The organism is Novosphingobium colocasiae, from assembly GCF_014652555.1.
Lineage (GTDB): Bacteria > Pseudomonadota > Alphaproteobacteria > Sphingomonadales > Sphingomonadaceae > Novosphingobium > Novosphingobium colocasiae.
Genome location: NZ_BMZA01000010.1, coordinates 101,267 through 121,366, shown reverse-complemented (window position 1 = coordinate 121,366; position 20,100 = coordinate 101,267). Strand labels below are relative to the sequence as shown.

General features: G+C 66.2%; 18 protein-coding genes. 6 read left to right on the top strand and 12 right to left on the bottom strand.

The features are described 5' to 3' along the window. Positions 1-10: 10 nt before the first annotated feature. Positions 11-949 (top strand): 1-phosphofructokinase family hexose kinase, encoded by a 939-nt coding sequence (locus IE122_RS13290; RefSeq protein ID WP_189621655.1) that lies wholly within the window; start codon positions 11-13, stop codon positions 947-949. A 588-nt stretch (positions 950-1,537) separates the two neighbouring features. Further along, entirely contained in the window at positions 1,538-2,911 is a 1,374-nt protein-coding gene (locus IE122_RS13285) for an MATE family efflux transporter (RefSeq protein ID WP_229814142.1), read from the top strand. Here the strand turns inward: IE122_RS13285 and IE122_RS13280 are convergent. The 9 genes from IE122_RS13280 to IE122_RS13240 are packed head-to-tail and all read right to left on the bottom strand — an operon-like array spanning position 2,886 to position 9,533. Continuing rightward, positions 2,886-3,494: a DUF938 domain-containing protein gene (locus IE122_RS13280; RefSeq protein WP_189621654.1), complete on the bottom strand. Its 609-nt coding sequence runs from the start codon at positions 3,492-3,494 to the stop codon at positions 2,886-2,888. The two genes, IE122_RS13285 and IE122_RS13280, sit on opposite strands and share 26 nt — an antisense overlap. A gap of 30 nt (positions 3,495-3,524) precedes the next feature. Continuing rightward, positions 3,525-3,854, bottom strand: coding sequence for a hypothetical protein (locus tag IE122_RS13275; protein WP_229814140.1), 330 nt, complete (start codon positions 3,852-3,854; stop codon positions 3,525-3,527). A gap of 8 nt (positions 3,855-3,862) precedes the next feature. Next, positions 3,863-4,303 (bottom strand): chemotaxis protein CheW, encoded by a 441-nt coding sequence (locus IE122_RS13270; protein ID WP_189621653.1) that lies wholly within the window; start codon positions 4,301-4,303, stop codon positions 3,863-3,865. A 15-nt stretch (positions 4,304-4,318) separates the two neighbouring features. Continuing rightward, a complete protein-coding gene (locus IE122_RS13265; RefSeq protein WP_189621652.1) occupies positions 4,319-4,690 on the bottom strand; it encodes a response regulator in 372 nt (123 codons plus the stop codon). A 16-nt stretch (positions 4,691-4,706) separates the two neighbouring features. Then, positions 4,707-5,255 (bottom strand): chemotaxis protein CheD, encoded by a 549-nt coding sequence (locus tag IE122_RS13260; RefSeq protein WP_189621651.1) that lies wholly within the window; start codon positions 5,253-5,255, stop codon positions 4,707-4,709. Positions 5,256-5,258: 3 nt separating this feature from the next. Continuing rightward, on the bottom strand, positions 5,259-6,284 hold the full coding sequence (locus IE122_RS13255; protein WP_189621650.1) for a protein-glutamate methylesterase/protein-glutamine glutaminase: 1,026 nt from the start codon (positions 6,282-6,284) through the stop codon (positions 5,259-5,261). Continuing rightward, complete coding sequence (locus IE122_RS13250) at positions 6,281-7,153, bottom strand: CheR family methyltransferase (protein WP_189621649.1); 873 nt, start codon at positions 7,151-7,153, stop codon at positions 6,281-6,283. Before IE122_RS13250 ends, IE122_RS13255 begins: the two co-directional genes overlap by 4 nt. After that, on the bottom strand, positions 7,150-9,276 hold the full coding sequence (locus IE122_RS13245) for a chemotaxis protein CheA (RefSeq protein WP_189621648.1): 2,127 nt from the start codon (positions 9,274-9,276) through the stop codon (positions 7,150-7,152). The genes IE122_RS13250 and IE122_RS13245 overlap by 4 nt, the downstream gene beginning before the upstream one ends. After that, a complete protein-coding gene (locus tag IE122_RS13240) occupies positions 9,273-9,533 on the bottom strand; it encodes an STAS domain-containing protein (protein WP_189621647.1) in 261 nt (86 codons plus the stop codon). Before IE122_RS13240 ends, IE122_RS13245 begins: the two co-directional genes overlap by 4 nt. 377 nt (positions 9,534-9,910) lie before the next feature. On the opposite strand from IE122_RS13240, the gene IE122_RS13235 reads away from it, so the two are divergent. Then, complete coding sequence (locus tag IE122_RS13235) at positions 9,911-10,951, top strand: chemotaxis protein CheB (protein ID WP_189621646.1); 1,041 nt, start codon at positions 9,911-9,913, stop codon at positions 10,949-10,951. Positions 10,952-10,966: 15 nt separating this feature from the next. On the opposite strand, the gene IE122_RS13230 is transcribed toward IE122_RS13235, so the two are convergent. From IE122_RS13230 to IE122_RS13220, 3 genes are read right to left on the bottom strand one after another with little or no spacing between them, the layout of a single operon-like run. Next, positions 10,967-12,556 (bottom strand): DHA2 family efflux MFS transporter permease subunit, encoded by a 1,590-nt coding sequence (locus IE122_RS13230; protein ID WP_189621645.1) that lies wholly within the window; start codon positions 12,554-12,556, stop codon positions 10,967-10,969. Further along, positions 12,556-13,701, bottom strand: coding sequence for an HlyD family secretion protein (locus IE122_RS13225; RefSeq protein WP_189621644.1), 1,146 nt, complete (start codon positions 13,699-13,701; stop codon positions 12,556-12,558). The genes IE122_RS13230 and IE122_RS13225 overlap by 1 nt, the downstream gene beginning before the upstream one ends. 2 nt (positions 13,702-13,703) lie before the next feature. Further along, the gene (locus IE122_RS13220) at positions 13,704-15,161 is read right to left on the bottom strand and encodes an efflux transporter outer membrane subunit (protein ID WP_229814138.1); all 1,458 of its coding nucleotides are present in this window, start codon (positions 15,159-15,161) and stop codon (positions 13,704-13,706) included. A 25-nt stretch (positions 15,162-15,186) separates the two neighbouring features. On the opposite strand from IE122_RS13220, the gene IE122_RS13215 reads away from it, so the two are divergent. The 3 genes from IE122_RS13215 (at position 15,187) to IE122_RS13205 (ending at position 19,864) form a co-directional block, all read left to right on the top strand. Beyond that, on the top strand, positions 15,187-15,885 hold the full coding sequence (locus IE122_RS13215; RefSeq protein WP_189621642.1) for a TetR/AcrR family transcriptional regulator: 699 nt from the start codon (positions 15,187-15,189) through the stop codon (positions 15,883-15,885). Positions 15,886-15,961: 76 nt separating this feature from the next. Next, positions 15,962-19,363 carry an acyl-[ACP]--phospholipid O-acyltransferase gene (locus IE122_RS13210; RefSeq protein WP_229814136.1) on the top strand — a complete coding sequence of 1,134 codons (3,402 nt, stop codon included), beginning with the start codon at positions 15,962-15,964 and terminating at the stop codon, positions 19,361-19,363. A gap of 9 nt (positions 19,364-19,372) precedes the next feature. Beyond that, positions 19,373-19,864, top strand: a complete 492-nt coding sequence (locus tag IE122_RS13205) for an asparaginase domain-containing protein (protein WP_189621641.1) — start codon at positions 19,373-19,375, stop codon at positions 19,862-19,864. Positions 19,865-20,100: the final 236 nt, after the last annotated feature.

The window sequence follows — 20,100 nt, the reverse complement described above, 5'->3', positions numbered from 1 at the left end:
GAGTCCCTTCGTGAAATCCATCGCCACGCTGACGATGAACCCCACAATCGACGTGTCCTACGACGTTGCGCAGATGCGCCATACGCACAAGATCCGGACCGATAACGAATGGTATGCCCCCGGCGGCGGCGGCATCAACGTAGCGCGGGTGTTCACCCGGCTCGGCGGCCAGGCGCGTTGCTATTACCTTTCGGGCGGGCCGACCGGTCCGGCGCTGGACGGCCTGATCGCGGAGCAGGCGCTTGACAGCGTGCGCATCCCGATCGCCGGGCCCACCCGCATCGCCTCGGCCGTGCTGGAACATGCGACGGGCAAGGAATACCGGTTCACGCCCGGCGGACCGCGTATCAGCGAAACCGAGTGGCGGCACTGCCTGGACGTGCTGGCCGAAGCGGACTGCGCCACAATGGTGCTTTCGGGATCGCTGCCGCCGGGCGTTCCAGACGATTTCTATGTGCGGGTTGCCCGGCTGATGGCGGATCGCGGGATCGACGTGGTACTGGACAGTTCGGGCGCGGCGCTCAAAGCCGGGGTCGAAGCCGGGGGGCTGCTGCTGATCAAACCCAGCCTGGGCGAACTGCGCACATTGGTAGGGCGCGCGGTGCAATCGGTGGACGATATCGGCGAAGCGGCGGTGGCGATTGTGCGGGCCGGCAAGGCGCGGTTGGTCGCCGTGACGATGGGCCACGAAGGTGCGGTGCTGGCCCGCGCCAGCGGCCACGCCTTCCTGCCGGCACTGCGGATCGAAGCGGCCAGCGCCGTGGGCGCGGGTGACAGTTTCGTCGCCGCGATGGTTCATGCGCTTTCATCCGGGAAAGGCGAACTGGAAGCCTTCCGCATCGGCATGGCCGCCGGCTCAGCCGCCGTGCTGCGCGCCGGCACCGGGCTTGCCCATCCCGCCGATATCGAACGCATGCTGCAGATGGTGGAGCCACTGGCGAACGGCTGAGAGCGTTTCGACCCGCCGGTCGCGCCAAGCGAAGTGACAGAAATCGGACCCTCACCGCCAACACAATCGGCAAGACTGCAACACCCCGAAGCGGATTGAAATTTCGCGCATTTCGGGCTTGCAGCAGCAAATTTCTCATGCAGTATACGCGCCAATCGGCCGACAGGCTGAATGGAGGTTGGGAGAGAGCGCGCCGGGGGCATCTGATGCCTCCGGCGCGCCGATTCAGGGTCGCGTAAAACCCGTTTTCCAGCGCATCATTCGCACTTGCAGCATGAACGGGCGGGATGCAAGCGCCGTTTGGCAAAAACATCTCTCTTGTAGAAAACCGTGAAGCTCGCTCGTTAATCGGCTATACAGGATATGGCCGCCCACGATCGCCGCACCAACGGCCGGCCCTGTTGCTCACCTGCGCTTGCGCGATGCAGCAATTTCAAAAACACCATGCCGCAAGTGCGAAAGTACCGCGAATCGCGCCGGAGGCAGCGCTCACTGATTCGGTGCCGATAGCGGCGAACGGACTTCTCAGCCTGCCACAGTGCGAACAAGCTTGCAGCTCGGCCCGGTTAAAGCGATGGCATCGGGCCGATGCCTTCCCACCCAGCCCCGCCGCTTCGCGCCCATGCCGCCGCCATGGTGTGGACGATCGCCGTACCGGCCATGCTCACCAACCTCGCCACGGCGCTGTTCGGGCTGGCCGACATGTGGACGATCGGACGGCTCGGCGATGCCGCCGCGCAAGGCGGGGTGGAACTGGGCGCGAAGTACATGTTCGGGCTGCTCGGCGTGTTCAATTTCCTGCGCACCAGCACCGTCGCGCTCACCGCGCAAGCGGTGGGCGGCGGTGACCGGGAGATGCAGGCGGCAACGCTGGCGCGGGCCTTCGTGGTGGCGCTGGGCATCGGGGCGCTGCTCGTGCTGGCGATGCCGTTGTCCATCCCGTTCGGCCTGGGCCTGCTCGCCGCCGGCGGAGCGGTGCATGACCATGCGCAGCAATACATCGAAATTCGCTACTGGGCCGCCCCCGCCTGGCTGGTCAATTGCGCGCTGACCGGGTGGCTGATCGGGCAGCGCCGGGTGCGCGCGGTGCTGGTGGTGGAAGTAAGCGCGAACGTGCTGCACATTGCGCTCGACCTGCTGTTCGTGATCGGCCTGCACTTCGGCGTCGCCGGGGTGGCGATGGCGACGCTGTGTTCCGAACTGCTTAAGTTCGCCGCGCTGGCCGGGATCGTGCTGTGCCGTCCCGAAGGGCGTGCCGCGCTGGGACTGGCGGCCCGGCGCGCCACCTGGCACCGCCGGGCCTTGCTGCGATTGTTCTCGCTCAATCGTGATCTGTTCCTGCGCACCGTGCTGATGACGCTGGGCCTGCTGCTGTTCGCGCGGGTCGGCGCGCAGCAGGGGGCGACGACGCTGGCGGCGAACGGCATCCTGTTCCAGCTCCTGATGCTGTCGACGCTGATCCTCGACGGGTTCGAAAGCGCTGCCCAGGTCCTCTGTGGCGAAGCGCTGGGCGCACGGTCGCGCGACCGCTTCCTGGCCGTCCTGCGCGCGACGATGCTGCGCGCCGCGATCGTCGCGCTGGCGCTGGCTGCGATCTATGCGCTGGCGGGCGGGTGGCTGGCGGCGCTCTTCAGCACGGACCCCGCCGTAGTGGCGCAATGCATGCGCTATGTCGGGTGGGTGGCAGTGCTGACGGTGGTCGGCGTCGTGTCCTATGTATTCGACGGCGTGTTCGTCGGGGCAGGCTGGACCCGTGCCATGCTGCTTACGATGATGCTGGCGCTGCTGGCCTATCTCGCGATGCTGTGGCTTGTGGAGCCGTTCGGCAACGCCGGGCTGTGGGCCGCCTATGGCGTGATGCTGTTGCTGCGCGGCGGCGGGCAAGCGGTAGCCCTGCCCGCGCTGATCCGCTCAAGCTTTGGCGGCAGGCCGACCTTCAGCGCCGCCGGAACACCAGGCTGAGGTTGTTGGCGGGCATCGCCACCGTTCGCGACAGCGCCAGCCCCTGATCGAGCGCAGCCTGCGCCACCTCCTCCACCGTCCGCAGCCCCCAGCGGGCATCGCGGCGGCGCAGATCGGCGTCGAAGGCGGCATTGGACGGTTCCAGATCGATCCCCTCGCGCCGATAGGGGCCATAGGTGATCAGCGGCGCGCCGGGGGCGAGCAGACGCGCCGCCCCGGCCATCAGGCCCAGCGTCGCCTGCCACGGGCTGATGTGGATCATGTTGATGCACAGAACGGCATCCACGCGTATCTGAGGCCATGCATCCGGGTCAGTGGCATCGAGCGCGAGCGGCGGAAGGAGGTTCGCCGTGCCCTCCGCCGCGATCCAGCCGCTGATCGATGCACGGGCGGCGGCTTCGGGATCGCTCGGCTGCCAGATCAGGTGCGGCATTGCCGCCGCAAAGGCGAGCGCGTGTTCGCCGCTGCCCGATGCGATCTCCAGCACCGTGCCGACATCCGACAATTCATCGCGCAGGACAGCAAGGATCGCATCGCGATTGCGGGCGGTGGCGGGGTAGTGCAGGCGGGCGTCAGCAGGCATTGACCGGGTTTAGGAGTTTTGCCCCGGCGTTCAATCCCACATATCCGCGTCCGGCGCGCCTGGCGGGCGGAGCGGTTCGATCGGCACTTCGCACGTCGTCACGCTATCGTCCATAAAACCGCAGAACCGGCGGCGCAGCGCGTCGATGCTGATGCGGCGCATCTCGCTTTCCGAGAACCCGGCCGACAGGATCGCCGCCAGCGCACGCTGCTTCTGCGCGATCAGATCGATCGCCTGCAATTCACGCACATGAAGGCCCGCAAAACCGTGATCGCGGCACAGCACTTCGCCAAGCGCCTCGATCTCGGCCCCGAGTTCGCCGAGCACTTCGGCCATGGCGACGAATTTGGGCTGGTGCATCATGGTCTTCAGGCCGCGAAAGCATGTTCCCCGGAAGCGCTGAGCGCATGCAGGTCGAGAACCATGACCATCCGCTCGTCGATCGCCACCAGTCCTTCGAGGAACGGGATCACTTCATCCTGCCCGGCAGTAGGCGGTGCCTGGAGATGTTCCGTGTTGAGCGCGACGATATCGCTGACCGAATCGACGATGAGCCCTTGCGACTGGCCGTTGACCTGGCACACGATGATCGCATGGCGCGGTGTCGCTTCAGTCGCCGCCCAGCCCAGCCGCGCGGCGAGATCGATCACCGGCAGCACCGAGCCGCGCAGGTTGACCACGCCGGCCACGTAATGCGGCACGCGCGGCATCGGCGTGACCGGGGTCCACGCGCGGATTTCGCGGATCGCCATGATATCGAGGGCGAAGATCTGGCTGGCGATTTCGAAAGTGATGAGTTCGCGATGCATGTTCCTGCCTCCGGCTCAGTGCGAGACGCGGCGCACGGCCGCGACCAGCTTTTCGGTATCGAACGGCTTGACGATCCAGCCGGTAGCCCCGGCGGCGCGGGCGCGCGCTTTCTTCTCGTCCGAGCTTTCCGTGGTCAGCACCAGGATCGGCCGATCACGATGGCGGGTGCCGCCGCGCACCTGCTCGATCAGGCCGAAGCCGTCGAGCCGGGGCATGTTGATATCGGTGATGACGACATCGACCTCGTTGACCGCCAGCCATTCGAGCGCGGACACGCCGTCATCGGCTTGCGCCACTTCGAAGCCATTAGTGCTCAGGGCGTGGTTGAGCAGCGCGCGCATCGATGCGCTGTCATCCACGGTCAGGATACGGGTAGTGCTGCTCATCGGCTGCCTCGCTGGTTCAGAACAGGTCGACTTCGCCCCGCGGCACGGGACGGAATACGGGTTGGGGTTTGGGCTCGGGCGCGTCCGAGCTGGCGACGGTCCGGCATCGGACCATTCCGGAAGACGGGCGAAAATCGACGCGGCGGGCGTTAGTGCCGCCAAGATCCTCGCGCACCAGGTCAATGCGTTCGCGCAGCAGGAAGTTGCGCGCGAAATCGGCGTTGGCGGTGCCGATCTGCTGCATCCCGGCGCGGATGTTGGCCCCGCCATAAAGATGGGCCCGCAGCCGGTCCTTGCGAGCGCCGTAGTTCAGCATCTCGTTGATCAGCATCTCCATCAGGTAGACGCCGTAATGCACGTCCACCTCGCCGCGATTGTGGCTGGCGGGCGGTTCGGGCAGCAGGAAATGGTTCATCCCGCCCAGCTCCACCTCGGGATCATAGAGGCAGGTGGCCACGCAACTGCCGAGCACGGTAGACAGCTCCACGCGCGGCCCGGCGCTGACCTTGTACTGGCCCTGCAAAACGGTCAGCCGCTGGCTGGCGACGTTCATGCCCTCTGTCATCGGTCAGGCTGCCTTGCTGAGCGCATGGCGCGCAATGCGGTTGATCGGGGCAACGACGCGCGCGGCCCCCAGCGAAATCGCGGCGCGCGGCATGCCGAACACCGTGCAGCTGCTTTCGTCCTGCGCGATGGTGTGCGCCCCGGCGTTGCTCATCGCCAGAAGCCCGCGCGCGCCGTCCTGGCCCATGCCGGTCAGCAGGATGCCCACCGCCTGCGCGCCCACTTCGCGGGCGACAGATTCGAACAGCACGTCCACGCTGGGCAGATGCCCCGAAACCGCTTCGCCCCGGCGCAGCCGGGCGATCAGTGTCGATCCGGCACGCACTTTCAGGTGGTGGCCCGCTTCGGCCGCCAGATAGACGTTGCCGGGGCGTACCGGCATGTTGTTCTCGGCGATCTGCACGCGCGCAGGGCAAACCTGATCCAGCGTGCGGGCGATGGCGGGGGCGAAGCGCGGGTTGACGTGCTGGACGATCAGCGTCGGCGGGCAGTCGGCCGGAAATTCGCGCAGCAGCACCTGCAACGCCTCCACCCCGCCGGTGGACGAGCCGATCGCGATGAGCCGGGTGTCCCGTTTCATCGATCGGCGGCTTTCCTCCGCCAGCACCGGGGTGGCGATCGCCGGCTTGTTGAACCGCACTTGCGCCGCCTCGCGGATGAGATCGGCCAGCCGGCCGCTGTCCTCGAGGGTCAGCTTGCCGGCGAGATCGTATTTCGAATAGCAATCGACCGCGCCGAGCGCGAGCGCGCGGGCTGCCACATCGTTGCCTTCCTGCGTCGCGCCCGAGACGATCAGCACCGGCGTCGGCCGCAGGGTCATGATCTTTTCGAGGAAATCGAGGCCGTTCATGCCGGGCATCTCGATATCGAGGGTGACGACATCGGGATCGAGCCGCTTGATCATCTCGCGCCCTTCCGCCGCATTGGAAGCGGTGCCGGCGACGGTAATGTCCGGCTGTTCACGCAGGCGGGACATCAGGATCGCCCGCATGGTCGGCGAATCGTCGATGATGAGGACGCGGATGCTCATGCGTCTTTCCGCCGGTAGATCGTCGGCCCGACGAGGTTGAGGCGATCGGTGGCGGGGCCGGTAACCCTTTCGGAATGCCCGATGTACAACCAGCCGCCGGGGTGCAGCACATCGACAAAGCGCTGGACGAGCCGCTCCTTTGTCGGATTATCGAAATAGATCATGACGTTTCGGCAAAAGATGAAATCGAACCGGCCGGTGATCGGCCAGTCGGCCAGAAAGTTCAGCAGGCGAAAGCGCACGATGCTGCGCGCCGTTTCGGACACGCTGACTTCGCCCGCCCTTTCGGCAGTCCAGGCGCGGCGCAGCGCATCAGGGACAGGCTGCACGTCCTTGGGCTGATAGACACCGGCCTCTGCCTTGCGGATCGCATGCGGGGCGATGTCGCTGGCGAGGAGGCGCAGATCGCCTTGCGCCATCTTCAGTCCCTCGCCCTTTTCCGGGCCAAGCAGGGTCATGGCGATCGACCAGGTTTCCTCCCCGCTCGAACAACCGGCCGACCAGCCGCGGACCGGCTGCCCTTTGCGCAGCTTGTCCAGCAGCAGCGGCCGGACCGTGGCCTGGAGGTGTTCGAAGTGGTGGGCTTCGCGATAGAAAAATGTGTGGTTCGTGGTCAGCGCAGCCACGGCCCTGAACAGTTCGGTGGCATCGCCACGCATCCGGTCGATGAACTTGCCGAAGGTGATGCAGCCTGCTTCGCGCACCAGCGGGGCCAGCCGCGAATAGACCAGCATCGCCTTGCCTTCGGGCAGGACGATGCCGACCGCGTTGTAGACGATTTCGGACACCGCCTTGAAATCGGCGGCGCTGTATATCTCGGGAGAAATGCCGGGAACGGGGTCCATCCGGGCGGCCATCGTTAGCGTCATGCCGCCTGCCGTTCCTGCGCCGGCAATGCGCAGGCGACGAGGCCATCGACATCGACGATCAGCGCCACGCGCCCATCGCCCAGGATCGTCGCCCCTGCCACGCCTTCGACTGCGCGGAAATTGGTGGCCAGGCTCTTGATGACGAACTGGCGCTGGTCGCAGATGTTATCGACCAGCAAGGCCGCCTGCCCCGCGCTTTCGGTATCGACGACGATCAGCACGCCTTCGGCCGCAGCGGTTGCCCCTTGAACCGTGCCCAGGGCATCGCGCAGCGAGATGACGGGGATGAACCGCCCGCGCACGTTGAGCATCGCCCGGCTCGATCCCAGCCCTTGCACATCGGCTTCGGCCGGGCGCAGGCTTTCGACGACATGCGCCAGCGGAACCACCAGCGTCTGATCGCCGACATCGACGATCATGCCGTCCGAAATGGCCAGCGTCAGCGGCAGGGTGAGCGTGAAAGTGGTGCCCTTGCCCTCGATGCTGTCGATGGTGATCCGGCCGCCCAGTTCCTTCACGTTCTGGCGCACCACATCCATGCCCACGCCGCGGCCGGACACATTCGACACCACCTGCGCGGTCGAGAAACCGGGGGCGAAGATCAGGTTGTCGATCTCTTCGGCGGTAAGCTGCGCCTCGGGACTGATGATGCCCTTCTCGATCGCTTTGGCCAGCACACGCTCGCGGTTGATGCCCGCGCCGTCATCCCCGATCGCGATGAGGATGCGGCCGGAGCGATGCTCGGCCGAAAGCGTCAGCGTGCCTTCGGGAGATTTGCCCGCGGCGATGCGCTGCTCGGCGCTTTCGATGCCGTGGTCCACCGCATTGCGGATCAGGTGAGTGAGCGGTTCGCCCAGCCGTTCGATCACCGTCTTGTCGAGTTCGGTCGTCTCGCCGATCACCTCCAGCCTGACGTGCTTGCCCGTAGAGGCGGCCAGATCGCGCAGGATGCGCGGCACCCGGCTGAACACGCTGGAGATCGGCTGCGCCCGGATCGACATCGCGCTTTCCTGGATGTCGCGGGTCAGGGTTTCGAGCAGGCTCAGCTCGTCAGTTGCGGAAATGCCCACGCCTTCCAGCCGCTGGACCAGCATGGCCTGGGCAATCACCAGTTCGCCGACGAGATCGATCAGCCGGTCCAGCTTGAACAGGTCGATGCGGATCGATTGCCCGGCCGCAGGCGACGCGGGGACAGCCCCGGCCGGTGGCACGGCGGCAGTGGAAGTGGCGAAAACCGCCTGATTCTCTTCGGCCGGCACCGGGCCGGCGGCAGGAACCACGGCTGCGGCAGACGCCGCGACAGGCACCGGGGTTTCGCCCGGTTCAAACGCCGGAATGTCCTCATCCTCGCCGATCGCCAGCGCGCAATCGTCGCCGATGAAATCGAAGATGTCTCGCACCGCATCCTCGGGCGTTTCGGCGGGCAGCGCGTAAGTCCAGCCGAGATAGCCTTCGGAAGGATTGAAGCTGTCGAGCGGCGGCACTTGCGATACGTCACAGTGCGTGCATTCGCCCCCCAGCGCGGCGATGTCGCGCAGCATGAGCAACGGCTCGCTGCCGTTGCGCATCGCCCCTGCCCGCATGCGCAGATGCACCGGCCAGCGCGCGGGGGTAGGAGAAGGCACGAAATCGGCGGTGAGATCGTCCAGCAAGGCATCGAGGTCGAGCCCGAAGTCGTCTCCGGCACCGCTATCGATCGCCGGTTCAGGGTCAGGCTCAGGCGTGGCCTTGGGAGCGGACCCGGCGTTAGCGGCCATCGCCGCCTCCATTTCGCCGATCAGCCCGGCATCGTCCGGCGCTTCGGCGCATTCGCGCGCCGCCGTGACATGATCGGCCAGTGTATCGAGTGCGCGAAGCAGCAGATCGATAAGGTCCGGCGCAATCGCCACCAGCCCTTCGCGCACATCGGACAGCAGCGTTTCGAACGTGTGGGTATAGGCCTGAAGCGCGCCATAGCCGAACGCCCCGGCCCCGCCCTTGATCGAGTGGATCGCGCGGAACACCGCGTTCACGGTATCCGAATCCTGCGTGCCGGCGCGGCAGGCGGCCAGCCCGGTTTCCGCCGCCGCCAGCGATTCCTCGCATTCGACGAAGAAGATCTGCTGGATTTCCTCGGGGGTCACAGCTCAACCTCTTCGAACAGTTCGGCAGTCAGCCCGGTCAGCCGCGCCGCTTCGTCCAGTGCGGGGCTCGCCACGATGATCGCGCCGCCGCCACTGCGCCGGGCCGAAACCAGCAGTTGCAGAACCGCCTGCCCGACATGGGTCACGCCGCTGGCATCGACGCGGGTGGGGCCATCGCCCATTGCGGCGACGAATTCGGGGCACAGCGCCTCGGCGGCAGCCCGGTCACAGCGGGCAGGCAGAGTAATGCTGGTCATACTCGGGCTCCTGCGCAACGTGCCTGATCGCTACCGCCCCGCGCCTTCATCAGCGTCACCGGTGACCTACGGGTTTGTCCCAGGGGCACGTGGCAGTATCCCACCGCGCAGGCCGCCGGCGTCCCCGGCAGGGGCCGGGGGCGCAGGGCCCCGCACTTGGCGCAAATCCTCATCGGCGCATCCCTCGTCTGATACCGGAACCGGGCCCGGAAATGCTCCGGTCCAATCGAATGCATCCTTGTTAGGCCAGCGCGAGCGAACGCGGGGTTTGCCGCAAACTCCGGCGATGTGCGTAGCGTGGTTAAGGAAAATGCTTGGATGCTTAGCGGTAAGTGGCAGATGAACTGGCCCCGTGCCGATAGGAAGGTTTCCCCGCGATGCATGATGCCCGCGTCCTGGTAGTGGACGATTCAGCCGCGATGCGCGCCCTGTTCTGCGATGTGCTGGAGCAATCCCGCAATGTGCGCGTCATCGGCACCGCCGCCAACGCCGCCGAAGCGCGCGACCAGATCGCCCAGCTCATGCCCAATGTCGTCACGCTGGATGTCGAGATGCCGGGAATGAGCGGCATCGAATTCCTGGAAGAGATCATGACGACCAGCCCGATGCCGGTGGTCATGCTCTCCTCACTCACGCAGAGCGGCACCGAAACATCGCTGCGCGCGTTCGAGCTGGGCGCGGTGGAGTGCTTCCCCAAGCCGCTCAAGGCGACGCCCGAACAGTTCGCCAAGACGGTGGGCAAGCTCGGCAAGATCGTGCTGGCAGCGGCCAATTCCAACGTCCGCGACAAGCCCCGCCATCGCGGGCCGCGCGCCGCTGCCGATACCGCAGCGGCCGGTTATGCCGCCAATGGCAAGATCGCTGCATTCAGCACGTCGATGGGCGGGGTGGACGCGCTGACCGAGATCCTGGGCCACTATCCCAAGGCCTGCCCGCCCACGGTCATCGTCCTCCAGACCGAACCGGCGCTGGCTGAAATGTTCATCGCTCGCGCTGACAAGGACTGCGCCTGCGCCGTCCGGCCGGCCGAGGACGGGGCGGAACTGATGCCCGGAACAGTCCACATCGCATTCAATCCGGCGCGGCATGTCATCGTCGAGCCGGGTACCCCGGCGCGGCTGCGTCTGGTCGATCGCGATCCGGTCGAAGGGTTCCGCCCTTCGGCGACGTTGCTGTTCGGCTCGATCGCGCGGGGCGGCATGCCCGCCATCGGAGCAGTGCTGACCGGCATGGGAGAGGATGGAGCCAAAGGGCTCAGGCTATTGCAGGCGGCCGGCTGCCGGACCTTGGCGCAGGATCGCCAGACCGCCACCGTGCCGCAGGCCCCGGCAGCCGCAGTCGAAGCCGGCGCGGTCGATGCGGAACTGAAGCTGGAAGACCTCGCCGCAGACGTTCTGGGCAACTGCGCGGCGACATGATCGCCTCCGCGCCGATCAGTGCGCTTCGGCCGCTGCTTCGGCCGCCTTGGCTCCGCGCGCGGGTTTCGGGGCCAACCACACCGTGCAGGCAGCCAGCATCAGCAGCACCGCCGAGAGAGCAAAGGTATGGTCGGTCGCCAACGTGACCGCCTGCCGCTCGACCATGGCAGCGATATTCGCCTGCGCGGTTGCCGCCGATACGCCGTGCTGCTGCATCGCTGCGGTCACCTCGTTTACGCCGTTCATCGTCCCTACCAGTTCGGCACGGTCGGCGCGGGAATAGTCATCCCACAGCGCGGTAATGGTGGCGGTACCGACGGCGTTCGAGATCGTGCGGGTGAAGCTGATGATGCTGGCGGCGGCCGGCACCTCCTCGGGGTTTACCGAACTGAGGCTGATGAGCGTGAGCGGCAACATAAAGCAGGCGACGCCGAGGCCCTGGATCAGTTGCGGGAACACGAAGTGCCAGAAATCGGTATCGGTATTCCACCGCGACCGCAGCAGCGAACACATCGCCACCCACAGCATGCCGAAAAACACCACGAACCGCGCATCGACATACTCGATGACCTTGGGCACCAGCGGAGCGCCGATGATCGCCATTACGCCCGAGAAGGCCATGACATAGCCGGCCTGAGTGGCGGTATAGCCCATCGTCGTCTGGAGGAACTGCGGCACGATCACGACTGACGCGAGGTATGTCCCGAAGGCCAGAGTCAGGGAGATCGCCGCAGCGCTGAACCCGCGATGGCGGAACACCTTGAGGTCAACCACCGGGTGCGCCTCGCCCAGTTCCCAGATCATGAACACCGCGAAGCCGACTGCCGCGATGCACCCGAGGGTGACGATCGTGGTCGAATTGAACCAGTCCTCGTCGCGGCCTAGGTCGAGCATAAGCTGGAAAGCGCCAACCCACAGCACCAGTAGCGCGAGCCCGGCGAAATCGATCGGCAACTTCTTCGTTTCGGTATCGCGCCCGCCCAAGGTCATGCGCAAGCCGATGAAGATCGCCGCCACGACCGGCACATTGATGAAAAATATCCAGCGCCAGCTCCAGTTGTCGCTGATCGTCCCGCCCAGGATCGGGCCAAGGATCGGCGCGACGATGACGGTCATCACCCAGGCGGACATCGCCTTTCCGCGCACACGCGGCGGGAAGACCCGCATCAGCATCATCTGCGACAGCGGCATCAGCGGCCCACCGCAGAAGCCCTGTCCCAGCCGGAACAGCACCAGCATCGGCAGCGAGGTGGCGAGGCCGCACAACGCCGAAAACACCCCGAAGCCGACGATCGACACGAACAGGACGCGAAAGGCCCCGAACCGGCCGATCATCCAGCCCGCCAGCGGGACGCAGATCGCTTCGGCGACAGCGTAGGAGGTGATAACCCAGGTACCGCTGGATACGGCGACGGCCATGCCTCCGGCGATGTGGGGGACGGAGACGTTGGCGATCGTCATGTCCAGCGTGACGACGAAATTCGACAGCGCCAGCAGGAACCCGATCAGCACCATGCGCGGGGTTACCGGGCGGTCGTCCTCGGTCGATGGCGGGCGGGCAGCACCGCCCGCCCCACCAGCAGCAGGCGACGCGGTCGCGGCCATCAGTCAGGGTCCGAGATGTCGATCTCGGCTTCCATCGACAGGCCCACACGCAGCGGATGCTTCTTCAGCTCGGCCGGATCGAGCCGGATGCGCACCGGCAGGCGCTGCACAACCTTGATCCAGTTGCCGGTCGCGTTCTGCGCCGGGATCAGCGAAAACGCCGAACCGGTGCCGCCCGAAAAGCCGACTACCGTGCCGTGATAGACGACATCGCCGCCGTAGAGGTCCGACTTGAGTCGCGCCTTCTGGCCCACGCGGACCTTGCCGAGCTGGTTCTCCTTGTAGTTCGCCTGCACGTAAAGCTGCGCCATCGGCACGATCCGCATCGCCACCGCGCCCTTTTCGATCGATTGCCCCACTTCGATCGCGCGCTGGACGATGACCCCGTCCATCGGCGCGCGGACCAGCGTGCGTTCGTAATCGAGCTGAGACTTTGCCAGTTGTGACTTGGCGAGCAGGACCGAGGGCGCGTTCTCGACATTGGTGCCGCGTGTGATGGCGGCCGACGCGCGCTGTTGTTGCTGCGCATTCACCGCTTCAGACCGCGCCTGGCTCAGCCCCGCGCGCATCGCATCGAGATCGGCCTGCGCCTTGGCCAGCGCTTCACGCGCCGAGGACAGGTCTTCGGCCGAAACCGCGCCGGTGCCGGCCAGTGCGCTGCGGCGGCCATAGTCCGCCCGCGCCTTGACCAGCGCCGCCTCGGCCGCCTTGGCCTGCGCCGCCGCCGTCGAAATCGCCGCATCCTGGGCATCGCTGGCCGCACCAAGGGCGAGGTTCTTGGCGAGGTCCTGTTCGTACATGCGCTTGGCATAGGCGACGCCGGCCTGGCCCTGCTTCAGGGCGATAAGCTGATCGCGCGCATCCAGCCGATAAAGAATCTGGCCGCGCCGCACCGTCTGCGTGTCGATCACGTCGACGCTGGCCACGGTGCCCCCGGTTTCCGCTGTCACTTGCGCCACGTCACCGGCGACATAGGCATTATCGGTGGAAACCGACCGAGAACCGATGAAAAAGTTGTAAGCGAACCACAGAACGGCGATCACCGCCACGACGATGGCAACGATCAGGAACAGACGATTGCGGCGGCCATTGCTGATGACGGGCTGGGGTTCGGCAGCATCGGCCTGCTGCGCTTCATCGCTCATGGTCAATTGACCCCTTCATTGGAATTCTCTGCATAGCCGCCGCCCAGCGCGCGCCGCAGCGCGATATCGTAAGCGAGCGTGACGAACCGCGCATCGACTGCGGCGGTGCGGGCATCGAGCGCGCCAGTCTGGGCCTGCAACGCATCGATATAAGTGGAAAGCCCGGCGTTGTAGCGCTTCAGCGCCAGGTCGCTGGCCGCTTCGTAGCGCTGCGCCGCCAGTTCGGCATCACGTTCCCGCAAGGCGGCTGCATCGCGGTTGGACAGGGCATCGGCAACGTCCTGCAACGCGCCGATGACGGTGGCATCGTAATCGGCGACGGCAAGATCATATGCCCCGCGCGCCTGCGTGAACTGCCCGGTCAGCCGCCCGCCCTGGAAAATCGGCAGGCTGATCGCGGCACCGGCATTGCCGTAAGTCGAGCCGCTCTTGAACATGTCGGCGATGTGCAGCGCGTCAAGGCCGATCAAGCCGGACAGGCTGATGTCGGGCAGGAACGCGGCCTTGGCGGCATCGATCCGCGAACCGGCCGCTTCGACCCGAAGCCGCGCGGCGACGATATCGGGCCGCCGGCCGGCCAGCGCAATGCCGGCATCGGCGGGGACCGGTGTCGCTTCGAAACGCGCGATCGGAGCCGGGGTGATCGACAGCCCCCGATCCGGACCCGCCCCAAGCAACGCCGCCAGCGCGTGCCGCGTGACCAGAAGCTGAGCGTCATTGGCGGCCAGCGCATTGCGCGCCTGCGCTTCGAGCGCTTCGGCCTGGAGCTGCGAGGTGTTGTTATCGAGCCCCTGCCGGACCCGCGCCGTGGCCAGCCGGGCAAGTTGCCCGCGCGCCGCGAGTTCGTTGCGCAGCACCTCCCCGCGCGCGGCGAGCCGGGCAAGGTCGAAGTAGGTCGAAACCACGTTGGTCGACAGCATGACCCGCGCCTGCCGGGCATCGACTTGCGCGGCGGTTTCTTCCGAGGTCGCGGCGGCCAGCGTCTTGCGATTCCTGCCCCACAGGTCGAGATCGAAATCGCCGGTCAGTGCCAGCGAGCCGGTCGAAATCCAGCCGTGCGGGATGAACGCGGAGGGCGCGCCGGTATTGTAGCTCTGCTTGGTGAAGCCGGCCGATCCATCGACGCCGATGCTGGGCAGCGTCTGCGCCCCGGCGATCAGCGCCGCACCGCGCGCCTGGCGGATGCGCGCTTCTGCCCGCGCGACATCAGGCGAATTCGCCAGCGCTTCGGCAACGAGCGTATCAAGCTGCGGATCGCCGAAACTGCGCCACCACGTATCGGCCGGCCATGCGGGTGCGCCGACGGTGGTGCGGTTAGCTAGCGAAAGCGCGCTTTGCTGTGAGGAAGGTGCCCGGGTTTGCGGGCGTGGACCCAGGTCAGGGGCGGCGCAGGCGGCAAGCGCCGCGCAACAGACGGCGGCACCAAGCGCGCTGCGGGCGACTCGAATTTTAGATTTCATACTCATCGGTACGATTTTTATCGGCTTGCCGGTTGCCAGTGTCAACATAAAAGTGTACCAGTCAGTATCAATGGATAAGTGCACGAGCAAAAGAGAGGAAAACCGGGCCAGACGCCGGGCCGCGATCCTGTCGATCGCCCATCAGGGCTTTCTCGACAATGGCTACGCGGCAACCAGCATGTCTGCGATAGCTGATAAACTGGGCGGGTCGAAGACAACTCTGTGGTCCCATTTTTCATCGAAGGAAGAGCTGTTCAACGCGGTCGTCGAGGACCTCGTTGCAAAGCTGGAGAATGATCTGCGCGATGTGCTCGACGTGGACCGTTTCTCGGTCGAGGCGCTGCGCAGACTGCTGATCCGCCTCTGCGCGCGATTGATGACGCCTTCCGCCATCGGCCTGACTCGCCTCGTCATCGGCGAGGCAGGGCGCTTCCCCGAGGTGGGTGAGGTCTTCTTTCGCAACGGCATCACCACGCTGCGCGCCAGGCTGCTGCGGTTCTTCGAAGGCGGATTCCCGCCCGCGCGCGCCGGGGTTCTGATGGAACTGACCATGTGCGCGGTGCAAGGGTTCCGGTTTTCCTCGATCGTGCGGGGTCAGGCTTTGACCAACAGCGAGATCGAAACCTTCGTCGATTGCCTGCTCGAAAATCTGCGCATCCCGGCCGACTGGGCCGATCGTGCTGCGGCGGCCGACAGCGTCTCCGACAACGACGCGGACGATTGACCGGGAGCGAAACGCCGCCTTACCCATTATGGCAGATTGGACTGCCGCATCTGCCCTGTCCCTGAGGAGTCCCTGCTTGTCTGCACCTGATTTCTCGCTGCTGGGCCAGCGCCGCTTCGGCCCGATCTTCGTGGTCCAGTTCCTGGGTGCCTTCAACGACAACCTGCTCAAGTTCGCGATGCTGTTCCTAGCGAACTACGGCATCTATGCCAGCGCGCCCCAAATGGCCGAGCAGTTGGGCGTGATCGCCACCGGGCTGTTCACCCTGCCGTATTTCCTGTTGTCCGCCCTCGCCGGGCAGGTGGCCGATCGCATCGACAAGGCGCGCCTGATCCGGTGGATCAAGGTGGCGGAACTGGGCATCATGGTGGTCGGGCTGATCGGCTTTGCCGCCAGTTCCATCCCGCTGCTGCTGGGTGCGATTTTCCTGATGGGCGTCCATTCCACCTTCTTCGGCCCGGTCAAATACTCGATCCTGCCGCAGCATCTTTCTCCTCGCGAGATCATGGGCGGCACCGCGCTGATCGAGGGCGGGACCTTCCTGGCGATCCTGGCCGGGCAACTGCTGGGCGGCGTTGTGCCGCCGTGGGAGGCAGGCGTTTTGGCGATGGGCTGCGCCGCGCTGGGCTATGGTGCGGCCCTGGCGGTTCCCACCGCGCCGCCGTCGCGCGCCAGCCATCCGATCGACTGGAACGTGCTGCGCGGCACATGCGCCGTGCTGGGCACTGCACGATCAGGGCGCGGCGTGTGGCTGGCGATCCTGGGGATTAGCTGGTTCTTCGCGGCCGGGGCAGTGCTGCTCTCCGAACTCGCGCCGCTGGTCTCGGGATCGTTCGGGGCCGACCGACGGGTGGCGACGGCGTTCCTGGTGGTCTTCTCGATCACGATCGCGCTCGGCTCGTTGGTGGTGAACCGCTTGCTGAAGGGCGAGGTCTCCGCGCGCTATGTCCCGATATCGGCGCTGGCGCTGGCAGCGGGACTGATCGACCTGTGGCTTTCATCCAGCTCGTTCGAAGTGGTCACCCCCGGCGCATCGCTGTCGCAGTTCCTGGCCACGCCCGGCGCATGGCGCGCCGTCGCAGATATCTTCGTGATCGCGCTGTCCGGCGGGATGTTCATCGTCCCGCTTTATGCGATCCTTCAGGTCCGCTCCCCGGACGCCGAACGCTCTCAGATCATTGCCGCCAACAACATCGTCAACGCCGGGGTGACTGTGTCGCTGGTGCTGGTGACCACATTGTTGCTCGGAAAGGGCCTTGGCGTGCCGGCGGTCATCGGCGCGCTGGGCTTCGCCACGCTGGTGGTCGCACTGATCAGCGTCTGGCTGCTGCCGGACACGCTGTTCAAGGGGGCAGTGCGCCTGCTGCTGCGGCTCGCCTATCGTGTAGAACTGCGCGGGGCGGAGAACATGCCCGCGCCAGGTGAGCCGGCGGTGGTCGTCGTCAATCACCTCAGCTTCCTCGATGGGCTGCTGCTCGGCGCGTTCCTGCCCGGACGGCCGGTCTTCGCGGTCCACACCGCCATCGCCCGCGCCTGGTGGATCAAGCCGTTCCTCCAGTTGTTCGAGGCGTTTCCCGTTGATCCCACCAACCCGATGGCCGCCAAGGCGATGGTCCGGGCGGTGCGTGAGGGGCGCACGCTGGTGATCTTTCCCGAAGGCCGCATCACCGTCACCGGCGCGCTGATGAAAGTGTTCGACGGCCCCGGCATGGTCGCCGACAAGGCGCATGCGCCGATCGTTCCGGTCAGGCTTGACGGTCCTCAGTATTCCACCTTCTCGCGCCTCAAGGGCAAAGTGCGGACGCGCCCGTTCCCCAAAGTCACGATCGACATCCTGCCGCCGCGCCGGTTCGAGATCGAGGGCGAGATGACCGCCCGCCAGCGCCGTGCCGAGGCGGGGCGGATGCTGTACGACGTGATGAGCGGGATGATCTTCGATACCTCTGCCATCGATCGCACGCTGTTCGCCGCGCTGTGCGAGGCGCGCCATATCCACGGCGGCAAGGCGCTGGTGGTCGAAGACCTCAAACGCGATCCGATGTCGTTCAACCGGCTCGTGCTGGGGTCCGAACTGCTGGGCGACGTGCTGGCGCGCCAAACCGCGCGAGGCGAAGCGGTGGGCTTGCTGCTGCCGAACGTGGCGGGCGCGGTGGCCGCGTTCTTCGGCCTGCAGGCTCGCGGACGGGTGGCGGCCATGCTGAACTTCACCGCCGGCGAAGCCAATTTGCGCTCGGCCTGCGTGACCGCCGAAATACGCACCGTGGTCACCGCGCGCGCTTTCGTCGAGCAGGGCAAGCTTGGTGCGGTGATTGCTGCGCTGGAAGCGGACGGCCGGCGCGTCCTTTATCTGGAGGACCTGGCGGCGCAGATCAGCGGCGGGGCCAAGCTGTGGCATCTGCTGACCGGGTGGCGCGCTCCCGCACGCCATGCCCGGCTTGCCATCGCGCCCGGCGATCCCGCCGTGATCCTGTTCACATCGGGATCGGAGGGCAGCCCGAAAGGCGTGGTGCTGAGCCACCGCAACCTCCTTGCCAATTGCGCGCAGCTTGCCGCGCGGATCGATTTCAATCCCACCGATATCGTGCTGAACGCGTTGCCGGTGTTCCATTCGTTCGGGCTGACCGGCGGCACCTTGCTGCCGGTGCTGAACGGCATCCGCACCGTCCTCTATCCCAGCCCGCTGCATTACCGCATCGTCCCCGCGCTGGCCTATGACGCGAACGCGACGATCCTGTTCGGCACCGACACGTTCCTTGCCGGCTATGCCCGGATGGCGCACGGATATGACTTCTATGCCCTGCGCTACATCTTCGCCGGGGCGGAAAAGGTCCGCGACGAGACCCGCCGCACGTATGCCGAAAAGTTCGGCCTGCGCATCCTTGAAGGCTATGGCGCGACAGAATGTTCGCCGGTGATCGCGGTCAACACGCCGATGCACTTTCGCGCCGGCTCGGTCGGCCGGCTGCTGCCGTCGCTAGAGCCGCGTTTGGAGCCGGTGCCGGGCATCGACGAAGGCGGCCGCCTGTTCGTGCGCGGGCCCAATGTCATGGCGGGCTATCTACTCGCCAATGCGCCGGGCCAGTTACAGCCGCCCGCCGAAGGGTGGCACGACACCGGCGATATCGTCACCATCGATCCCGAAGGGTTCGTCACCATTCGCGGACGCGCCAAGCGGTTCGCCAAGATCGGCGGAGAAATGGTGTCGCTGCCGGCGGTCGAAGGCTATGCCGGCAAGGTCTGGCCCGATGCCGAACACGCCGTGGTCACCCGCCCCGACGCCAAGAAGGGCGAGCAACTCGTGCTGTTCACCACCGCCCGGGCTGCCACCGCCAAGGCGCTGCTGGAATGGGGCCGCGCCAACGGCGTGACCGAGCTGATGCTGCCGCGCGACCTGCGCGTAGTGGATGCCCTGCCCGTGCTGGGCACCGGCAAGATCGATTACGTGACCCTGGCCGAGATGGCCAAGGCACCGGCCTAAGGAACCGCCATGTCGCTTGCTCCCATCCTCGTCGTCACCACCGGCGGCACCTTCGACAAGCAGTATTTCGATGCGCTGAGCGAATACAAGATCGGCGAAACCGTGATCGACAAGCTGCTGGCGATCGCCCGGGTGGCGCACCCGTTCCGGGTGGTCGAACTGATGCGCAAGGACAGTCTTGACCTGACCGATACCGATCGCGCGCTGATCCGCGCCACCATCGACGCCGCGCCGGAAACCCGCGTGGTCATCACCCACGGCACCGACACGATGACGCATACTGCAGCCGCGCTGGCCGACGTTACCGGCAAGACGATCGTCCTCACCGGCGCGCTGGCCCCGGCGCGGTTCGCGGAAAGCGATGCGCCGTTCAACCTGGGCATGGCTTTCGCCTGCTGCCAGTCCGCCCCGGCGGGTGTGTGGATCACGATGAGCGGATCGGTTTTCGATGCACTCAAAGTGCGCAAGGACCGCGAAGCGGGCAAGTTCGTCGAAATCTGACGGGGACGGGGTTAGGGTCCTGACCCTAAGGCACCGGAACGGTGCCGCCCCCCCCATTTACCTCCATTCCCGGTCCTTCCCCGGCGGACTTCACCCGGCCAATCCCTTAGGGTTTGTGCAGTGGCGGCAGTTGCCATTGCGGAAAGTCTGTCGGCGCTAATCATTCGCAATGGACGGGCAAGAGCTTGCGCGAAGCAGGCCTGCTCACCGGTCGCACGTACAAAACCCGCCCCGGC

Coding starts and splice junctions, on each gene's coding strand:
- IE122_RS13260 (WP_189621651.1), bottom strand. CDS start 5,255: ATGACAGAGGGCATGAACGTCGCCAGCCAGCGGCTGACCGTTTTGCAG.
- IE122_RS13275 (WP_229814140.1), bottom strand. CDS start 3,854: ATGCACCAGCCCAAATTCGTCGCCATGGCCGAAGTGCTCGGCGAACTC.
- IE122_RS13270 (WP_189621653.1), bottom strand. CDS start 4,303: ATGCATCGCGAACTCATCACTTTCGAAATCGCCAGCCAGATCTTCGCC.
- IE122_RS13220 (WP_229814138.1), bottom strand. CDS start 15,161: ATGAAATCTAAAATTCGAGTCGCCCGCAGCGCGCTTGGTGCCGCCGTC.
- IE122_RS13230 (WP_189621645.1), bottom strand. CDS start 12,556: ATGGCCGCGACCGCGTCGCCTGCTGCTGGTGGGGCGGGCGGTGCTGCC.
- IE122_RS13250 (WP_189621649.1), bottom strand. CDS start 7,153: ATGACGCTAACGATGGCCGCCCGGATGGACCCCGTTCCCGGCATTTCT.
- IE122_RS13285 (WP_229814142.1), top strand. CDS start 1,538: ATGCCTTCCCACCCAGCCCCGCCGCTTCGCGCCCATGCCGCCGCCATG.
- IE122_RS13225 (WP_189621644.1), bottom strand. CDS start 13,701: ATGAGCGATGAAGCGCAGCAGGCCGATGCTGCCGAACCCCAGCCCGTC.
- IE122_RS13255 (WP_189621650.1), bottom strand. CDS start 6,284: ATGAGCATCCGCGTCCTCATCATCGACGATTCGCCGACCATGCGGGCG.
- IE122_RS13205 (WP_189621641.1), top strand. CDS start 19,373: ATGTCGCTTGCTCCCATCCTCGTCGTCACCACCGGCGGCACCTTCGAC.
- IE122_RS13280 (WP_189621654.1), bottom strand. CDS start 3,494: ATGCCTGCTGACGCCCGCCTGCACTACCCCGCCACCGCCCGCAATCGC.
- IE122_RS13240 (WP_189621647.1), bottom strand. CDS start 9,533: ATGACCAGCATTACTCTGCCTGCCCGCTGTGACCGGGCTGCCGCCGAG.
- IE122_RS13235 (WP_189621646.1), top strand. CDS start 9,911: ATGCATGATGCCCGCGTCCTGGTAGTGGACGATTCAGCCGCGATGCGC.
- IE122_RS13265 (WP_189621652.1), bottom strand. CDS start 4,690: ATGAGCAGCACTACCCGTATCCTGACCGTGGATGACAGCGCATCGATG.